Origin of the sequence: Candidatus Coxiella mudrowiae (assembly GCA_001077715.1) — a bacterium.
GTDB classification, from domain to species: domain Bacteria; phylum Pseudomonadota; class Gammaproteobacteria; order Coxiellales; family Coxiellaceae; genus Coxiella; species Coxiella mudrowiae.
This window is the reverse complement of record CP011126.1, coordinates 535,478-548,711: the sequence shown is the minus strand read 5'-3', so window position 1 is coordinate 548,711 and position 13,234 is coordinate 535,478. Positions and strand designations below refer to the sequence as shown.

The window sequence follows — 13,234 nt, the reverse complement described above, 5'->3', positions numbered from 1 at the left end:
ATCAATTTAATTTTCTTTGGGTCTGCCTTAACGTTGTTCGCTTCACGAGCTCGAGGAAAACAAAATGTTTAAGAATTTTTATTCTGGAATAATTAGTAATAATTAGTATAGCCTGGTTACTCACCCTTATTACTTTAATTATAATATTTTTATTTACCTTCTTTTACCTTTTTTTTGTAGATGGCATTTGCTTTTTTTTTGCTATGGAACGTGTTAGCCGTTGTTTTTTTAACGCTAACTTATAAATCCCCGCGCGTGGGATTTTCGCTTGCTGTATTTTTTATTCTTACAGTAATTCGAATTCTAGGAATAAATAATTTATTTATTTCAGCCACACCAATCCTCCTTAGTTTTTTTACTTCTAATAATTTTATTTTTTTATACCGCCTATCAAAATACCGCCTATCAAAATGTCATTCATTTCGAGGTAAGTCAGAAGTTTCCTTACGGAATTCCCATCCGACTTAATGCCTTTGAATAGCACTTGACTTTTGTTCACCTCTATATTGGTTACAACTTAATTGGTCATTTTGCAGAAAAATTATTCGCTGGACCGATCTCGTTTCGTGCAAATGTAAAAGCTTTCATTGATCTAGAAATCAATCGCAGATCCTAATTTTATTGTAACTTTAGCAGGGCTTTGCGAGCTCAGAGGCACTATAGCCATCGGACTTGGATTTTTCACCCGTCTTGGCTCCATCGGAATTACTCTTTACCTCCTCCTCTTTACCTCCTCTTTACCTCCTAATCGCAACTGTTTTAGGAAAACACTTTCATCTTGGGTTTATCTGGGACAATCCAGGTGGTGGGTGGGAATACCCTGTGATGTATAGGGAGGAGCGTATTACTATATAAGTTTCGCTGCTGTACTAGGCATAGGCATAGGAAAATACTCTATTGACGCAGCGCTTCAACAAAGATTTACATTACCGGGATGGATAAGAAAATTAATGGGGTTCCCTCAGGAACATCCTTTTCAATAAGAATTATTATAACCGTCCTCTTTGAGCAGCATCTTCTATCGCATACACATGGGAAGAAACACGACGAATTTCTGCTCCCAATTGTGCTAGCTTTTCTTCGATACATTCATAGCCTCGGTCAATATGATAAATCCGATCGACTATGGTATTGCCTCGTGCCATGAGGCCCGCTAAAACTAACCCAGCTGAAGCACGTAAATCTGTTGCCATAACCGGCACACCGGTTAATTTTTCTTTCCCGCGAATGAAGGCTTTGCTGCCTTGCAATTTAATATCGGCCCCCATTCGGCGCAACTCGTGCACATGCATAAATCGATTTTCAAAAACAGTTTCGGTTATAACAGCATTACCTTGAGCAATCACATTAAGTGCCATAAATTGAGCCTGCATATCAGTAGGCATTTCAGGATAAGGAGCCGTATTAACATCGACCGCTTTGGGTCGTCGCCCTTCCATATCAAGGTCGATCCAATCATCTCCAATTTTAATCCGCGCTCCCGCCTCGTGGAGTTTTTCCAAGATAACCCCCAAGGTTTTTGGTAGGACGTCTTTGATTCGGACATGCCCTCGTGTCATCGCTGCGGCAACCAAGTAGGTTCCTGCTTCTATTCGGTCGGGTAAAACATGGTAATGCCCTCCCGATAAGCGATCAACGCCATCGATAACGATGGTGTCTGTCCCAGCTCCGAAAATTCGCGCACCCATCTTATTCAAAAAATTGGCCAAATCCTGAACTTCAGGCTCACAAGCCGCATTATGGATGATGGTTTGACCTTCCGCCAAGCTTGCTGCCATAATGAGATTTTCTGTCCCTGTCACTGTAATTTTGCCTAAATTCAATTCCGTACCTTTTAAACGTCCGTCTACGTTAGCTCGAATAAAACCATCCACTAATTTCACATTGGCACCCAACACTTGCATCCCATCGATGTGAACATCCACAGGCCGAGAACCAATGGCACATCCCCCAGGCAAAGAAACTTCTGCTTCTCCATAGCGAGCTAATAAAGGCCCTAGAACGAGAATGGAGGCACGCATAGTCTTTACCAATTCATAAGAAGCATGAACATTCTGAATAATCGAACAATCCACTTCGATACTCATACGTTCGTCAATGGTAATTTGCGCCCCCATCCGACCTAACAATTCAATCATAGTAGTCACGTCATTGAGGTGGGGAATATTACTTAAGATAACTGGCTCTCCAATCAATAGCGTGGCTGCTAAAATTGGCAAAACAGCATTTTTTGCCCCTGATATGCGTATGGCGCCATTTAAAGGCACACCGCCTACAATAATTAATTTGTCCATATGGCTTTATTTGATCCCTAAAATCTCTGTCATCCCACAAACGGCAGCGATCACCCGCAACGAACTGGGGATCTTAATAAATCCAACAGATTTATTAAGTCGTTTTGCCTGGCGTAACCACGCCGTCATGACAGCCAATCCAGCACTATTACATTGATCCACGGCTTGAAAATCAACCAAAATGTCTTTCTCTTTTTCAATCCAGCGATCACCCCTTTTCCGCAAGGCCAATGCTGTCTCAAAAGTGATTGCGCCACTAACCTTAAACACGTTTGATGTCATTAAAATCTCCGGTTGTTGGCAACCAAGCGTTTCAATAAGGCGGCGAGTCCTCCCTGAGCAAGTATTCCTGAAAATTGGGAGCGGTAACTTTGTACCAAACTGATTCCCTCAATGCTGAAATCATAGACCTTCCATTGGCGTCCATTGTTAACTAAATTATAGCTAATGGGAATTCGTTGACCATTTCGCCGGAGGATTACGCTCTCCACATTTACTTCCTTTTGATTGGCTACCCTGGACTGCAGTGGACGAAACTTGATTTGGTCTTCATCATAAAAACTGAGTGCCATTGAATAAGTAGAAACGACCATTTTTTCAAATTCCCGAATAAACAATTTGCGTTGCGCAAGGGTGGCTGTTTGCCAATAATGACGACCAATGACAGAGCCAGCCATTCGATCCACATCAATATGGGGAATCAATTGTTGATTAACGATCTGATTAATCAGTTGTGGATTATTCTTTAATTGGGATTGATGCTGCTGTAATTCAGAAATCATCTTGTTCGCAATATCTTGTAAGGAAATAAGAGGAGAGGTACTCGCCGAGGCAAAACTGCAAAAGAATAGTAATATAATAAAAATAGCATTTTTAATTAATTTTTTCAAAAAAATTACCATAGATTCTTCTAATAATCGCTTAATTATTCTCATATTGCTCTACCGTTGTTACAGAATAAAAAATTAAAGATTATTTTTTAAAATTATAAATAAATTGACCAATTAAATTTTCTAAGATTAGTGCGGAATGAGTGGTTTTAATCCAATCATTATTTTTTAAATTGACTGATGCAAAACCCGGCATCAATTCAATATAATTCGCTCCGAATAATCCTTGAGTTAATATCGTCGCTGAGGTATCTGCGGGCAAGTTATTTATCTTTTTATTGATTTGCAGAACGACCAAAGCCTGAAAGTTGTTCCTGTCTAAGGTAATTTTCATTACTTGCCCTACAGTAACACCGGAAATCATTACCGGCGCACGAACCTTTAAACCACCGATGTTGTCAAACTCAGTTTTGATAACATAATAATTTTCTTCGCCTAGGGATTTTAATCCACTTGTTTTAAATGCCAAAGCTATTAACGCTAAAAACCCCGCAATCATAAAAAGGCCAACCATAAATTCAATCGTTCGATTACTCAAATTACCAGCCCCCCATCATCAGAGCCGTCAAAATAAAATCTAAAGCTAATACTATTGTGGACGAATAAACTACTGTTTTTGTCGTTGCTCGACTCATTCCCGCAGCATTCGGTTCTGAATAATATCCTTGATACAGCGCGATCCAAGTAATAATCAGTGCAAAAACCATACTCTTAATCACACCATTCAAAATATCGCCACGAAAACTTACTACCGCCTGCATGTTCGACCAAAAGAAATTATTGTTCAACCCAATCCAACCAACAACCACTAAATGACCACCATAAATAGACGTTAGATTAAATAAGAGTGTTAAAAGCGGTAAGGCAATTAATCCTGCCAAAAACCGCGGCGCAATTACCCGCCAAAGCGGATCCACTCCCATTGTTTCCATGCATTCCAATTGATCCGTAGCTCGCATAAGACCAATCTCAGCCGTTAAAGCCGAACCAGCACGACCAGCAAACAATAGAGCTGTGATAACAGGGCCTAATTCTCGAATGATGGTCAAGGCTAATAATTGTCCCAACTCCTGCAACGCGCCAAATTTTTGCAAAATATGATAGCCTTGCAAAGAGACAACCATCCCAATAAATAAAGCCGATAATAAAACAACAGCTAAAGACAGCACACCTACGCGATACAATTGAACAGCTAATAAAGGCCAAATTCTTAACCAACGCGGACGTTGCACGATTACTTGCAATAAAAAAAATCCCGATTGCCCGATACGCCGACAATACTCAATACCCAAGTGGCCCAAAGATTGAATTCGAACAATCACAACAATAAATCCTGGCGATAATCGGATGCAGGATAACGAAAGTGAACTGGACCATCTGCAAAACCATTCACGAATTGTCGGATTTGAGGGTCTTGCGCCGTTTTAATTACTTCAGAAGACCCGCTGCCAATAATCTTTCCACCGGCAATTACATAAATGTAATCTGAAATGGCGGTTACTTCCATAAAATCATGAGAAACGAGGACGCTAGTCATACCTAATGCTTTATTTAATTTACGAATTAATCTCAGCAAAATACCACGATTAATCGGGTCTTGCCCTGAAAAAGGCTCATCATACAACATTAATTCAGGATCGAGCATAATTGCTCGAGCTAAAGCCACTCGTTGAATCATCCCTCCAGACAATTGATTGACGAAGAGAGAAGTAGCCCCACGCAATCCCACTGACTCTAATTTCATTAAAACTAAATCTCGAATCATATCGTCCGGCAGATTAGTATGTTCACGCAAAGGGAAGGCCACATTTTCAAATACATTCAAATCTGTAAAAAGCGCTCCTTGCTGAAATAACACGCCCATTTTTCGGCGTAATTGATTTAATTTGGAACGGGATAGAGAAAGGCTGTTTATTCCATTAACCTCAAGACTTCCTTCAAAAGGCTTAATTTGCCCACTCAATAATCGCAATAAAGTTGTTTTACCACTTCCACTCGGCCCCATGATTGCCGTCACCTTCCCGCGGGCAATTTCGAAATTAATTTTGTTGAAGATGAGATTATTCTTTCTGGAATAACTTAAATTACGTGCAATAACAACACTCATAAACACCGTGATTCATGTTATAACTTTGCCTATAATACCGAAACTCATACAGTGATTCATTAGTATTTTTCTTATGGGCGACAGTGAGAAATTTTACACGCTTGGAAAAGCCGTCATTGCTACAGAATTGCGAGCAATCCAATTCTTACAAGAGCGCATTAACAAAGACTTTGCCACAGCATGTAAAACCATCCTAGCTTCCAAAGGACGGGTGGTTGTCTTAGGAATGGGCAAATCTGGGCACATTGCTCGAAAAATTTCCGCCACCCTTGCCAGCACAGGGACCCCTTCATTTTATGTTCACCCCGGAGAAGCCAGCCACGGCGATATTGGTATGATTACTGGAGAAGATGTCGCCCTGGCGATTTCTTATTCAGGCGAGACTCCTGAAATTATTAATATTCTTTCTACAATCAAAAGATTAGGCATCCCCCTTCTCACTTTCACGGGCAAACTTCAATCCAGTTTAGCCCGTACTGCTGATACGGTCATCGATGTCAGTGTTCAGCAAGAAGCGTGCCCCCTGGGGCTAGCACCTACTTCTAGTACTACGGCCACTTTAGTTATGGGAGATGCCTTAGCAATTGCACTTCTTGAAGCTCGGGGTTTCACGGCAAACGATTTCGCCCGGGTCCATCCGGGAGGCGCCTTAGGAAGACGCCTTTTGCTTCACATCGATGACCTTATGCATACTAAAGATCACATCCCGGCGGTAAAACCGGATTGTATGTTAGATGAGGCTTTGGTCGAAATTACTAAAAAGAGCTTGGGGATGACGGCTGTTATTGGCGACAATGGTCGTTTAGTAGGGGTTTTCACAGATGGCGATCTGCGTCGCACATTAGACAAAGGTTACGATATTCACCGGACACCAATCAAAGAAGTTATGTCTAAAAATGGGATTACTATTCGTCCGAAACTTTTAGCGGCCGAAGCACTCAAAGTTATGCATGAACATAAAATCACTTCACTTGTCGTTACCGATGAAGAGCGTTACCCCTTGGGTGTCATCCATATGCATGATCTTTTACGCGCGGGGGTTATTTAGGGCGCATGGAAGTAGTCTCACTCGATAAATTTCGGTACATCAAGCTCTTAATCCTTGATGTGGATGGAGTGCTCACGGATGGCCGGCTCTGGTATAGCACCGATGGAGAGGTGTTAAAAGTTTTTCATGTCCAAGATGGACTTGGAATCAAACGCTTGTTGCAGGCGGGTGTTGAGGTGGCGATTATAAGCAGTCGAGAAAATCAAGCCGTCTTTCGACGAGCGAAAGAGTTAGGCATTTCACACGTCTTTCAAGGTGAACGTGACAAGCGCATTCCTTATGAGGAATTGCTTTCTCAATTACAACTGGAGGAAAAAGAAGTGGCTTACGTGGGTGATGACTTGCCTGATTTGTCCATAATGCAGAGAGTCGGCTTAGCGATTGCGGTTGCCAATGCGGTACCCGCCGTTCATTCATCAGCGCATTGGAGTACGACAAAACGCGGTGGAGAAGGAGCTGTGCGTGAAGTTTGTGATTTAATTCTCCCTTCAAATCAGCCATGAATAAAAATGTCGGGTTTAGCTTAATTTTAATCGTTCTCGCTTGTCTTACAACGGCACTGATGTTCCCCAACTCCCTTCCTCACGAAAAGCTTCTAAAGCAACAATTAGACCATCAACCCAATACTTTTATGCGTGAGGTCGATTATTATCAATATGATGATCAGGGTGACTTACACAGCCATTTAGTTTCCCCCTTTATCGTTCACTTCCCCTATAAAAATTCTTCTCGTCTCACCTCGCCTCACTACCTTATTTACACTTCTCAACATGTGCCTTGGACTATTCATGCTGATCACGGTAAAAGCCAAAATGGAATTGAATGGATTTATTTGTGGGACCACGTAAAAATTCACGAACCCTCTCAAGCAATGGAAGTAGAAACTACAATTACCACCCAGGATATGACTATCTTTCCCCGTCGCTCTTTTGCTCAAACAGATCAACCTGTTACCATTGTTCGTCCCGACTCCTTGCTGAAAGCTACAGGCATGACCGCCGATCTAAAAAAAGGTCTCATTCATTTACTTTCACATTCTCGAGGTGTTTATGAAGCGAACGCCAACCACCCTAAAAAACGATAAAGAAATAATAGAGATTCTGAGAATAATGAATAGGCTTTATTACTCGGCATTCCGACTCTGACCTCGAGTCTCCTCTCTAGTGATCAATTTAAACCTTACCATGTCCGGGCTAGCGAGATCATTTACCAACGTTCCGATCACATCACTATTTACAAAGAGCATGTGTATACCCCCCCCAGGGGCCTACCCAATTTTTTAGAGACAAAATCGTCTATAACAATCCCCTTACAAATCGAATCGCTCGGATTCTCGTCATTGGTGGTCCCACCTCCATTATACACCACCCTTCCCAATACAGATAAAGCTCGCCTCTATGCAGAAGCTAATACGATCATTTATTATCCTCCCAAAGCTCAGGTGGTGTTAATTAAAAATGCTCGGGTAACTCAAAATCAAAATATCTTAACTGAGCCGCATATCTGGTATGATATTAAAAAAACAAACCGTGATTTCCATCAATCTGGGCGAAAAAAACACTACGACAATGGTGGTTGAACCGTAATAGCCATGCCAACTTTAAGCGCCAAACAATTACAAAAAAAATACAAATCGCGCCGAGTGGTGAAAGATGTTTCGCTATCCATCAGCAACCAGATTATAGGACTTTTGGGTCCCAATGGGGCAGGTAAAACTACGAGTTTTTACATGATGGTAGGTTTAGTTACCGCAGATAGCGGTGAGGTTTTCTTAGATCAGGAAAACATTAGCTTCTATCCTATGCATAAACGCGCCCGGTTGGGAATAGGTTATTTACCTCAAGAAACCTCTATTTTCAGAAAATTATCAGTAGCTAACAATATCATGGCTATCCTTGAGCTTCGTAAAGATTTATCCAAGCAGCAGCGCAAAGAGAAATGTGAATCTTTACTCCAAGAATTTCATGTTGAGCATTTGCGAGATATCCCAGGATACAGCTTATCAGGCGGAGAAAAACGCCGTGTGGAAATCGCACGTGCTTTAGCTATGGATCCTAAATTTATTTTACTCGACGAACCTTTCGCCGGTATTGACCCCATTTCGGTTCTTGATATCAAAAGAATTATTATTCATTTACGGGAACGTGGTATTGGAATTTTAATTACAGATCACAATGTTCGGGAAACACTGAATATTTGCGAGCGCGCCTATATTGTTAATGAAGGGAGTATTATCGCCACAGGAACGTCCCAGGAAATATTAAACAACCAAAGCGTACGCGAAGTTTATTTGGGAAATGAATTTGATTTATAGAATTATCTAAGAACCCAAATGATTTACAAAAAATTAAAATGTTAATAATAAAAAAGGAGGTGTACTATGCAAATTCAAATGACAGGTCATGGCTTACATATTTCACCAGCCTTACGTGGACTTACTGAAAAAAAATTAAAGCGATTACATCCCTGTTTTGATGAAATCACTAATATCCATATTACCTTTCATGTCAATAAAATTCGTCAGATTGCAGATGCCAATCTCCAATTACCGGGCAGCAAAATTAACGCTCAGGCGGAATCTGAGGATATGTATAAAACGGTCGACCTTTTAATCCAAAAATTGCAAATACAATTAGCAAAATACAAAGCTAAAAAAGGCGATCACCGATAATGTCACCCTATCCAAGCGCCGAAATGACTTCGGGGCTTTCTACTAACTGCACACCCACATCCTTACATGCCAATTTTCTTGTCATTGATAAATTAGGCGTTTTAATTATGGGTGAACCCAATATTGGCAAAAGCGAATTAACTCTCGCTTTGCTAGATCGTGGTCACCAAATGATTTGTGATGATATGGTTGATGTTGTCTACCAACATAATCAATTAATTGGTAATTGTCCTGCCGTTGCCTGCGGTTATATTTTAATTTCAGATGTTGGAATGCTCGATGTCTCTAAGCTCTTCGGAACCGATGCAATTATTTCTCACTATGAAATTAGTTTAATAATTACCTTAATCAAGCCTAAGGATAAACTTGAGATTGTGGATCCCCTTAATCCTGTCTGCGAAGAGGAAACAATTTTAGGAGTAATCCTCCCTAAAATAATACTTCCTGTTTATGCAGGAAGAAACTTGCCCCTTCTAATTGAAACGCTGGTACGCAATCAAGTCTTGAAAAAAGAAGGCTATGATTCCAGTGTTAATTTTAATAACGGTTTCAAATGAGAAAAAATAATGATCCGAAAAAACCTAAAAATTATTAATAAGCTAGGCTTACATGCTCGAGCTGCTATAAAACTCACTAATCTCGCCTCTCGTTACCAAAGCGAAACCTTAGTCCGTTACAACGATCGTGAAGTCAATGCCAAAAGTCTCATGTGCCTTATGGTGCTCGCCGTCAACTGCGGCTCCGAAATCGAGCTTACCGTCACCGGGGATGATGAGAAAGAATCTGCCGCAGCGATTGAAGAATTAATTAATAACAAGTTCGGTGAGGAAGAGTAAGCATTAACTACTTCCAGACAGGCACTGAAACTTTTATGAATGGATTTGGTCGGCACCCTATCCGAGCACATCATCCCAAGAGAGTACGTTATCCCGAGAGAGAGCACACATCACCCTCGAGAGAGAACACGTGATCCCGAGCGTCAGCGAGAGGAATCTCCTAAAATAGCACGTATTTGACGTGCTATTTTACACTGCGCGCGGGAAGAAGAATAAGAAGCGAATACATGAATCACTATTAATTTGATACAGGTGAAAGCTCTTATCTTACTCTAATTACTCTCGGTGCTTTTCTGGCAGCTCATCTATCGCTTTCATTCCTCCCTGTGTTTGCACTGCTTCATTAAGCGCATTATAGATCTGATGATCTTGTAAACGGCATCGTTGCTTACACCCCTCCAAAATTGAGAACGGTAATCATAAAGACGATTTCCCACACCCCGTAAGGAAGGCCATCCCTTAAGGAGGCCATCATTCGGATTACTGTAGCGAGCGGCCCAATAACCACATCTTCCCAGATGTGCATTTTCTGAATTTTGAATTAATCGCACTCCTAGCGTTAATAATGCCATATAAAATGCTGGAATTTGGTTATGGGCTATGGTTGATTGAAAATCTATCCTTCGTCTTTGAGCAAATCTCATAAGGGAATTACTCACACTAAGCAGTGGTATTAGCTGCTTAGAATTTAACCGATTACTAATTAGGATCCCTAATAATTGTTGATAAAAGCAAAAATTAACTCTGAGGATAAATTTATTAAAAGCTCGTTCTTCTGCTGAATGAAGCAGATCCTCTCTCTAACCCGCTTTTTTGCCTTGGTGTTTTCCCGAATTGCTAGCCTAAAGGGACAGAAGGTGATGCTTGCTCGAAGGTGATGCTTGCTCGAAGGTGATGCTTGCTCTTCTATCCGAAGATTAGGATAAAAATCTAAAACAAAACACCATAAATAAAATTGCAAGATCTGAATGCATTGATGATCACCACCTACTAAAGCCCAAGCAAATGACACCGGCGGTAATATAGGCCCCGCCCCCTATAAATGGGGGATGCGAATTAAATATTTATCTAAAGCTTCTTGTTCTTGAGGGCTAAGAGTTACTGCATGATTCTGAAACTTCCGCTGAACGCCAATACTTGCTGAAACTTTAATTCCACCTTGCATTCGATCAGAATCATGCTCAAGTTGACGTTCTCGTGCAGCAGCAACAACATTATCGTCTTTGTGATTATGAAAAAGCTTGTTAATCCCAATAAGCATTTGATATACAGCGATCACTGTCTCCAGTTTAATGATATTAGCTTTTTGATCACTTAATTGATTTATCTAAAGCTCTTGCGAATTCGCCAAGAATAGGATAATTCCTTAATTTTTCTTTTGACAGATCTGGAAATGATTTATCAACTCCAGGATCTGTAATATGACGATTAATTAATGTATAATTTATTTGATGACACACTTGCATAGGCTTCCAACTCCTCCACATCGAAAGCATAGCCATCTAAAATGAGGTAGTTTCCCAATGGGATATCCTCAATGGGAGTTTGATAATAAAAAGTTTCCGTATTTTTAATTGCTGGAATTTCTGACTTCCATTACACAAACAATCTGGAGCTTGCTTTACTTTTTCTAGATAAATTTGTTCTGCCAAGAAAACTATCCGTAATTTGTTGTCTAGTCTTCTCGAAGAATCAAGCGGAAACGTGCATATAAAACTTCGTCATCATCCGCTAAATTTTGATATTCTGGGGTCTCACAAAACGCTTTTAATGCGAAAATTTCTGGAGGCGCTCTCCAAGGATTCTTCTTCTCCAGCCCTTTTGGTGGTCATAGTGGGAAAGTAACTTTTGAAGCTCTGATTTTTTTCATTATCGGATCTCATCAGAGGGATATGATTTAGTGTAACAGAGAAAAGTTAAGGTTTTCTTATTGACGGCGTTATAAAATTTATTAAAAATTAATTAGTTAAAACAATTTTGGAGACAAAGAGAGGGGATTACGTGCCTAGCGGCACTAACTAATCCACCCTATTTTATGGAGATTAGAAGATCATTCCCCTGCGACGGTCATCTGCTCTATTAAGATTGATCCGGTCTTGATGCTGCTACGGGGATCGATATCGTTAGCGGCCACTTGGATTTGTTTAAACATTTCTTTCAAATTACCCGAAATAGTAATTTCTTCGACGGGATATTGAATTTCACCATTTTCAATCCAATAGCCAAAAGCCCCACGCGAATAATTTCCCGTTAATAAGTTAACACCTTGGCCCATCAAGTCCGTAACAAACAAGCCTGTTTGCATTTCTTTAAATAAATCGATTAAGTCCTTATCACCAGCGGTTATAAATAAATTAAAAACTCCTTCCGCGTTTCCCGTAGTCTTCATTCCTAATTTTCTTGCCGAGTATGCGTCTAAAATATAATTAGTTAACACTCCATTTTCTACATAATTTATTTTTCGAGTTTTAACGCCATTTTCATCAAAAGGTGCGCTGCCAATTTCGCCGGGCAAATGCGGCTCCTGATAAATAGTAATGAATTTAGGAAAGATCTGCTGATGTAATTGGCCACATAAAAAAGAAGCGTCACGGTATAAATTACTGCCTTGAATAGCCGAAATTAAGGATCGCCACATTCCTTTGGCCACAGGTGCATCAAAAATAATAGGACAGCGACGTGTCGTTATTTTTCTAGCTCCTAATCGACGAATTGTCTTTTCTGCTACGTGTTGAGCAATAAGATTAATTGGCAACAATTTATCGGAACTACGGGCCAAAGTGTAATCATGATCGCGCTGCATTTGGTTGTTTTGTTCAGCAACCAAACTGCAACTCATACTATGAATGGTCGAAGGATAGTGACCTAAAAATCCGTGAGAATTCGCATAAATTCTAAAAGAATCATACGTATTCACCGTAGCGCCATCGGAATTTTTGATTCGAGGATCATATTTTCGCGCAACGGTTTCACATTCTATGGCGAGTTCAATAGCTTCTTTAGGGGTAATTTGCCAGGGGTGATAAAGCGTCAAATTGGGATAATCCAAGGCCATGTCCGCGACGTCTGCTAATCCGGCATAGGGATCTTCCTGAGTAAATTGGGCAATAGTACAAGCTTTATCAAAAGCAGTTTCCATCGCTTCAAAAGATAAATCCGAAGTGCTCGCACTACCTGTACGTTGTTGATGATAAATTGTAATATCAAGAGAATTCTCACGATGATGCTCGACGGTTTCTACAGCCCCCAGACGAACATCTACTGAAAAACCCGTTTCGATACCTGCACTAATTTCAACTTGATCCACTCGCTTTTTTGCACGATCTAAAAGACGCAAGATATCGAATTGTAATTTTTCCTGATTGTTGGCCATGAAAATAAACAATAA

The 13,234-nt window shown here is 40.5% G+C and carries 18 protein-coding genes; 9 read left to right on the top strand and 9 right to left on the bottom strand.

The genetic code is table 11. The features are described 5' to 3' along the window. The first annotated feature begins 602 nt into the window (after nucleotides 1–602). Nucleotides 603–833, top strand: a complete 231-nt coding sequence (locus CleRt_RS13120; RefSeq protein WP_306686816.1) for a DoxX family protein — start codon at nucleotides 603–605, stop codon at nucleotides 831–833. Between the two features lie 156 nt (nucleotides 834–989). Here CleRt_RS13120 and murA read toward each other — a convergent pair whose 3' ends face one another. From murA to CleRt_RS02650, 6 genes are read right to left on the bottom strand one after another with little or no spacing between them, the layout of a single operon-like run. Continuing rightward, a complete protein-coding gene (murA, locus tag CleRt_RS02675) occupies nucleotides 990–2,294 on the bottom strand; it encodes a UDP-N-acetylglucosamine 1-carboxyvinyltransferase (protein ID WP_048875096.1) in 1,305 nt (434 codons plus the stop codon). A 6-nt stretch (nucleotides 2,295–2,300) separates the two neighbouring features. After that, nucleotides 2,301–2,576 (bottom strand): STAS domain-containing protein, encoded by a 276-nt coding sequence (locus CleRt_RS02670; RefSeq protein WP_048875095.1) that lies wholly within the window; start codon nucleotides 2,574–2,576, stop codon nucleotides 2,301–2,303. Continuing rightward, complete coding sequence (locus CleRt_RS02665) at nucleotides 2,576–3,229, bottom strand: MlaC/ttg2D family ABC transporter substrate-binding protein (protein ID WP_048875094.1); 654 nt, start codon at nucleotides 3,227–3,229, stop codon at nucleotides 2,576–2,578. The genes CleRt_RS02670 and CleRt_RS02665 overlap by 1 nt, the downstream gene beginning before the upstream one ends. A gap of 37 nt (nucleotides 3,230–3,266) precedes the next feature. Continuing rightward, on the bottom strand, nucleotides 3,267–3,722 hold the full coding sequence (gene mlaD, locus CleRt_RS02660) for an outer membrane lipid asymmetry maintenance protein MlaD (protein ID WP_157870820.1): 456 nt from the start codon (nucleotides 3,720–3,722) through the stop codon (nucleotides 3,267–3,269). A gap of 1 nt (nucleotide 3,723) precedes the next feature. Beyond that, nucleotides 3,724–4,506, bottom strand: a complete 783-nt coding sequence (gene mlaE / locus CleRt_RS02655; protein ID WP_048875093.1) for a lipid asymmetry maintenance ABC transporter permease subunit MlaE — start codon at nucleotides 4,504–4,506, stop codon at nucleotides 3,724–3,726. Then, complete coding sequence (locus CleRt_RS02650) at nucleotides 4,503–5,291, bottom strand: ATP-binding cassette domain-containing protein (protein ID WP_048875092.1); 789 nt, start codon at nucleotides 5,289–5,291, stop codon at nucleotides 4,503–4,505. Before CleRt_RS02650 ends, mlaE begins: the two co-directional genes overlap by 4 nt. A 73-nt stretch (nucleotides 5,292–5,364) precedes the next feature. On the opposite strand from CleRt_RS02650, the gene CleRt_RS02645 reads away from it, so the two are divergent. The 8 genes from CleRt_RS02645 to CleRt_RS02610 all read left to right on the top strand — a co-directional run bounded on the left by CleRt_RS02645 (nucleotide 5,365) and on the right by CleRt_RS02610 (nucleotide 9,846). Next, on the top strand, nucleotides 5,365–6,339 hold the full coding sequence (locus tag CleRt_RS02645) for a KpsF/GutQ family sugar-phosphate isomerase (RefSeq protein ID WP_048875091.1): 975 nt from the start codon (nucleotides 5,365–5,367) through the stop codon (nucleotides 6,337–6,339). A gap of 5 nt (nucleotides 6,340–6,344) precedes the next feature. Then, entirely contained in the window at nucleotides 6,345–6,842 is a 498-nt protein-coding gene (locus tag CleRt_RS02640) for a KdsC family phosphatase (RefSeq protein ID WP_048875090.1), read from the top strand. Next, on the top strand, nucleotides 6,839–7,423 hold the full coding sequence (gene lptC, locus CleRt_RS02635) for an LPS export ABC transporter periplasmic protein LptC (protein ID WP_048875089.1): 585 nt from the start codon (nucleotides 6,839–6,841) through the stop codon (nucleotides 7,421–7,423). Before CleRt_RS02640 ends, lptC begins: the two co-directional genes overlap by 4 nt. Nucleotides 7,424–7,681: 258 nt before the next feature. Continuing rightward, nucleotides 7,682–7,918, top strand: coding sequence for an LptA/OstA family protein (locus tag CleRt_RS11480; protein ID WP_235379170.1), 237 nt, complete (start codon nucleotides 7,682–7,684; stop codon nucleotides 7,916–7,918). Between the two features lie 12 nt (nucleotides 7,919–7,930). After that, entirely contained in the window at nucleotides 7,931–8,653 is a 723-nt protein-coding gene (lptB, locus tag CleRt_RS02625) for an LPS export ABC transporter ATP-binding protein (protein ID WP_048875088.1), read from the top strand. Nucleotides 8,654–8,719: 66 nt separating this feature from the next. Then, entirely contained in the window at nucleotides 8,720–9,010 is a 291-nt protein-coding gene (gene hpf, locus CleRt_RS02620; RefSeq protein WP_048875087.1) for a ribosome hibernation-promoting factor, HPF/YfiA family, read from the top strand. Next, complete coding sequence (locus tag CleRt_RS02615; protein ID WP_235379169.1) at nucleotides 9,010–9,567, top strand: HPr kinase/phosphorylase; 558 nt, start codon at nucleotides 9,010–9,012, stop codon at nucleotides 9,565–9,567. The genes hpf and CleRt_RS02615 overlap by 1 nt, the downstream gene beginning before the upstream one ends. Before the next feature lie 9 nt (nucleotides 9,568–9,576). Beyond that, on the top strand, nucleotides 9,577–9,846 hold the full coding sequence (locus CleRt_RS02610) for an HPr family phosphocarrier protein (protein ID WP_048875086.1): 270 nt from the start codon (nucleotides 9,577–9,579) through the stop codon (nucleotides 9,844–9,846). Between the two features lie 388 nt (nucleotides 9,847–10,234). On the opposite strand, the gene CleRt_RS09900 is transcribed toward CleRt_RS02610, so the two are convergent. The 3 genes from CleRt_RS09900 to pmbA form a co-directional block, all read right to left on the bottom strand. Then, the gene (locus tag CleRt_RS09900) at nucleotides 10,235–10,372 is read right to left on the bottom strand and encodes a hypothetical protein (protein WP_157870819.1); all 138 of its coding nucleotides are present in this window, start codon (nucleotides 10,370–10,372) and stop codon (nucleotides 10,235–10,237) included. 510 nt (nucleotides 10,373–10,882) lie between these two features. Further along, entirely contained in the window at nucleotides 10,883–11,107 is a 225-nt protein-coding gene (locus CleRt_RS02605) for a hypothetical protein (RefSeq protein WP_157870818.1), read from the bottom strand. Nucleotides 11,108–11,896: 789 nt separating this feature from the next. Next, nucleotides 11,897–13,231: a metalloprotease PmbA gene (gene pmbA / locus CleRt_RS02600; RefSeq protein WP_235379168.1), complete on the bottom strand. Its 1,335-nt coding sequence runs from the start codon at nucleotides 13,229–13,231 to the stop codon at nucleotides 11,897–11,899. Between the last annotated feature and the right edge of the window lie 3 nt (nucleotides 13,232–13,234).